The organism is Parafrankia sp. FMc2 (genome assembly GCF_041008525.1).
In the GTDB taxonomy this organism is placed as follows: Bacteria; Actinomycetota; Actinomycetes; order Frankiales; family Frankiaceae; genus Parafrankia.
In genome coordinates this window covers 1-3526 of record NZ_JBFLUG010000296.1, presented here as the reverse complement: position 1 = coordinate 3526, position 3526 = coordinate 1, and the positions used below count along the sequence as shown (strand labels likewise).

At 70.6% G+C, this 3526-nt stretch carries 4 protein-coding genes and 1 pseudogene; 3 read left to right on the top strand and 2 right to left on the bottom strand.

The features are described from left to right. Window positions 1-134: 134 nt before the first annotated feature. Window positions 135-500 carry an ArsR/SmtB family transcription factor gene (locus AB1460_RS36355; protein ID WP_368967034.1) on the top strand — a complete coding sequence of 122 codons (366 nt, stop codon included), beginning with the start codon at window positions 135-137 and terminating at the stop codon, window positions 498-500. Between the two features lie 36 nt (window positions 501-536). Here AB1460_RS36355 and AB1460_RS36350 read toward each other — a convergent pair whose 3' ends face one another. Beyond that, window positions 537-1454, bottom strand: a complete 918-nt coding sequence (locus AB1460_RS36350) for a helix-turn-helix transcriptional regulator (RefSeq protein ID WP_420497457.1) — start codon at window positions 1452-1454, stop codon at window positions 537-539. A 94-nt stretch (window positions 1455-1548) separates the two neighbouring features. Between AB1460_RS36350 and AB1460_RS36345 the strand changes: the two are divergent. Further along, window positions 1549-2246 (top strand): annotated as a pseudogene (locus tag AB1460_RS36345) (SDR family NAD(P)-dependent oxidoreductase). Window positions 2247-2322: 76 nt separating this feature from the next. Here the strand turns inward: AB1460_RS36345 and AB1460_RS36340 are convergent. Next, window positions 2323-2730 (bottom strand): SRPBCC family protein, encoded by a 408-nt coding sequence (locus AB1460_RS36340; RefSeq protein WP_420497456.1) that lies wholly within the window; start codon window positions 2728-2730, stop codon window positions 2323-2325. A gap of 69 nt (window positions 2731-2799) precedes the next feature. Here AB1460_RS36340 and AB1460_RS36335 point away from each other — a divergent pair, with 69 nt between their 5' ends. Beyond that, on the top strand, window positions 2800-3486 hold the full coding sequence (locus AB1460_RS36335) for a TetR family transcriptional regulator (RefSeq protein WP_368967029.1): 687 nt from the start codon (window positions 2800-2802) through the stop codon (window positions 3484-3486). The last annotated feature ends 40 nt before the right edge of the window (window positions 3487-3526 follow it).

Sequence of the window (3526 nt, the reverse complement as noted above, 5' to 3'; positions counted from 1 at the left end):
GTCGTCACAAACCTCGATGATCACCGGTGGCCTCTTGCGTGCCTGGACCGGCTCCACCTCAACGTCGCATCTCAACCATGACCCATCAGATCAAAATGATCACTAAAGTCCGGCTGGAGTACTAGGCTGGAAGCGTGCACACGTCGCTGGCGGACTTCGAGATGCCCAACGAGGAACAGGTGCATCTGGCCGCGGAGACGTTCCGGATGCTCGGCGACCCGACCCGCATCAGGGTGCTGTGGGCGCTGCTGCAGGGCGAGTCGTCAGTCGCGTGTCTCGCCGAGCTCGCCGGAGCGGCGCCGACCGCGGTCAGCCAACACCTGGCCAAGCTTCGCCTGGCCGGGCTGGTCAAGGGCCGCCGTGAGGGCACCTTCGTCTACTACTCCGCTGCCGACGAGCACGTCGCGCGCCTCCTCCGGCAGGCGCTGTTCCACGCCGACCGCCTCGACCATGACGGCGACGATCTGCCCGGCGAAACCACCGCCACCGCCTCGTCGTGACAGCCCTGCAGGCCACGCGACCCTGATCTCACAAGGTCATTCAGGCAGCACGCGCCCGGGCATCGGCGGAGTCGGCGCCGCGAGGAGCTGTGTGTCGCCGCCGGCGACCAGCGCCAGCCGGAACCTGGACTCGTCCTCGCTACCGGGCTCGGCGGTAAGAATGACGATCTTCAGCTCCAGATCGCCGTCGGTCAGGACGTCGCAGTCAACGGCGATGGGCCCGACCGCCGGGTGCGCGACCGTCTTGCGGTCCTCGCGGTGGGCGGCGACCGATCCCTGTGCCCAGAGTTCGGCGAACCGTGCGTTGCCCGCGGTCAGCTCATCGGTCAGCTTCGCCAGTCGGGTGTCGCCGGGGAAGCGCCCGGTCGCTCGCCGCAGGTCGGACACGATGGCGGCATCAGTGGCCTCGACGTTCAGGTTCGTCACCGGCCAGTGGGACAGGTGCTGCTCCCCGCCACCAGAGCCGACCGGGAAATGGTCGCGGGCGAAGTTCCTCAGCTTCACGGGCGTGGACGACGGATCACCCAGCAGCGCCGCCCAGCCGCGGTTCCACCAGATCAGCTGCCAGTCCGCGGCGAACACCGCGGCGGCCGCCTCGCCAAGCCGGGCGAGGACCCGCTGCACTCCCGGCGGGATGTGGTCGGAAATCGTGTCCTGCGCCGGCGCGACGAGATGAGCCAGTCGGTACAGGTGATCACGTTCGGCGACGGTCAACCGCAGCGCTCGGGACAGCGACGCGACCACCTGCGCCGAGGGGGCGGTCGCCCGCCCCTGCTCCAGCCGCACCAGGTAGTCGACGGAGACGCCCGCGAGCTCGGCCAGCTCCTCCCGGCGCAGCCCCGCGGCCCGGCGCGCCCTGCCGGTCGGCAGGCCCGCTGCCGCGGGTGACAGCCGGTCCCGCCAGGCGCGGATCGTCGCCCCCAGCCTGGCGTCGTGCGTGTTCACAGGGACCATTGTCCCGCCCGACGACAGGCTGACGGTGGTACTGCCGTTCCTACCGTCGGCCCGTCCCTGGTGGGCCTGGCCCCGCCGGGCCAACGATGGAGGCATGACAACGACCTTCATCACCGGAGCCAACAAGGGCCTCGGGTACGAGACCGCCCGCCGCCTCATCGCTCTCGGTCACACCGTTCTGCTCGGCGCCCGCGACCCCGAACGGGGCACCGCGGCCGCCAGGGCGCTCGGCGCCCGCTTCGTCCCCATCGACGTCACCGACGACGCCTCGGTCACCGGAGCCGCCTCCGACGTCGAAGCACACGAGGGTTCGATCGACGTCCTGATCAACAACGCGGGCATCGGTGGTCCCCACGGCGACGTGGACGCGCTGACCGCCGCCGACGCCCTGGCCGTCTTCGACGTCAACCTGTTCGGCGTGATCAGAACGACCACCGCCTTCCTCCCCCTGCTCCGCCGCTGCGCCGACCCGGTGATCGTCAACGTCAGCAGCGGACTCGGTTCGCTGGCCATCACCCACGACGAGTCCCGCGTCGAATCGACGGTCATCGCACCCCTCTACACCTCGTCGAAGGCCGCGCTGATCATGCTGACGACCCAGTACGCCAAGGCGCTGACCGACATCCGCGTGAACGCGGTCGACCCCGGCTACACCGCGACCGACCTCAACGGCCACAGCGGCCGCAGACAGTCACCGAAGGCACCGACGCCATCGTCGCCCTCGCCACCGAGGGGCCGGGGCATTCCTCAGGACGCTTCATCGACCGCGCCGGTGCCATCAGCTGGTCCTGACCGCGCCCAGCTGGTCCTGACCGCGCCGCGCCGCGCACCCGCCAGCGCAGGCAGCGCACCCACGCCGGGTGACGGGTCAGGTACGGGGCCGGCTGGTGCGGTGGTGGTGCTCGCAGTACTCCCGCAGACCCTGAGCCTCGGTGTCGACGTACCGCCGGACCAGCCGGGCCATGAAAAGTGCCACCACCGGGGCCAGAGGGCCGGACTGGCGCAGGCTCAGCCGCACTGTCACGGTGCCACCATCCGGGGTGGGCGTGATGCGGTGGTCGGCGACCGTGGTCATGCCGGTCGCCTTCGACGTCCAGGAGAAGCCCGCGCCCGGGGCCAGGTCGGTCACGGTCCAGGCGGCTGCCGGGAGCCGGGGCTGCTGGATGCGCACCACGCTCCCCTCGCGCAGCTCGCCGTCCGGGGCGCCAGCCGCGTTCCTGGCCTCCACGGTGGTCATCGTCGGAGTCCAGGTGGGCCAGCGCTCGACGTCGCGCATCACGGCCCAGACGTCGTCGGCCGGTGCGTCGATGGTCACCGAGGTCTCGTAGTACATCGGGTGCCTCCTATGGCGATCAGCGTCCTGCGGTCCGCGACGGCAACCCGCCGCGGCCATGTACCACTTGGTACATGTACCATCCGGTACATGACCCGGCAAGGTCCGCCATCGGACAGCGCGCAGGACGGCACAGGGCGGCAACGCCTTCTCGGCGACGTCCTCGCCCACCTGGCCGAGCACGGGATAGGCGACCTGAGCCTCCGGCAGCTGGCCGCCGCGGTCGACTCCAGCCATCGCATGATCATTTATCACTTCGGTTCACGGGACGGCCTCCTCGTCGAGGTCGTGCGAGCCATGGAGGAGCAGCAGCGCGCCGCGTTCGCCCAGATGCGGAGCGAACCGGCGACGTCCGCGGTCGAGCTGGGGCGGCAGATGTGGCGCCGACTCAGCGACCCGGCGCTGGCCCCGTTCGAACGCCTCTTCTTCGAGATCTACGGCCAGGCGCTGCAGGGCCGCGCCTACGCCCAGCCGCTGCTTGACGGGGTGGTGGAGGACTGGCTCGGCCCGGCGACCGAGTACCTGGTACGCGAAGGCCGGGAGCCGGCCGAGGCCCGTGCGCAGGCCCGGCTCGGCCTGGCGGCCACCCGGGGACTCCTGCTCGACCTGCTGGCCACCGGCGACCGCGCCGGCGTCGACCTCGCGATGGAACAGATGCTCACCATCTTCGCCGCCGCTGCTTCTTTCGGCCGTAACTAGGCAGGGTCCGGATCGACCTCCACAGGAGCGGGGTCACTTC